Annotated in this window: 1 protein-coding gene; it reads left to right on the top strand. The window is 68.4% G+C overall.

Features of this window, described 5'->3' with window-relative positions:
* On the top strand, positions 1-649 hold a 649-nt coding region (locus tag ACSC1Q_RS43015), incomplete at both ends, for a ketoacyl-synthetase C-terminal extension domain-containing protein (RefSeq protein ID WP_436764515.1).

The following is a 649-nucleotide window of genomic DNA, read 5'->3' as shown; positions in this document are numbered from 1 at the left end:
TGATGTTGATCTGGTGGAGGCGCACGGTACCGGTACGACGTTGGGTGATCCGATCGAGGCGCAGGCGATCATCGCGACGTATGGGCAGGGGCGGGTGGTCGATCGGCCGTTGTGGCTGGGGTCGTTGAAGTCGAACATCGGTCATGCGCAGGCGGCGGCGGGGGTGGGGGGTGTGATCAAGCTTGTTCAGGCGATTCGGCATGGGGTGTTGCCGAGGACGTTGCATGTGGATGAGCCGTCGGCGTATGTGGATTGGTCTGCGGGTTCGGTGCGGTTGTTGACCGAGGCGCGGCAGTGGCCGGGGGTGGGGGTGCCGCGTCGGGCGGGGGTGTCGGCGTTCGGGGTGAGTGGCACGAACGCTCACGTGATCGTTGAGCAGGCCCCGGACGAGTCGGCTTCGGATGAGTCTGTTCCGGTTGGGGGCCGGGATGTCGAAGCGGCTGAGAGCACGGTCGGTGTCGGGCCGGGTGGCGATGTCGCCACGGTCGACCGGGTGGTGCCGTGGGTGGTGTCGGGTCGGTCGGTGGCGGGGTTGCGGGGTCAGGTGGAGCGGTTGGCCGGGTTCGTGGGGGCCGGCTCTCGTCTCGATGCGCGGGATGTGGGGTATTCGCTGGCGCGTGGTCGGGGGGTGTTGGAGGAGCGGGCCGTA

This window comes from Streptosporangium heterodermiicola (genome assembly GCF_051390675.1).
Classification (GTDB): Bacteria; Actinomycetota; Actinomycetes; order Streptosporangiales; family Streptosporangiaceae; genus Streptosporangium.
This window is presented reverse-complemented; position numbering and strand designations above follow the sequence as displayed.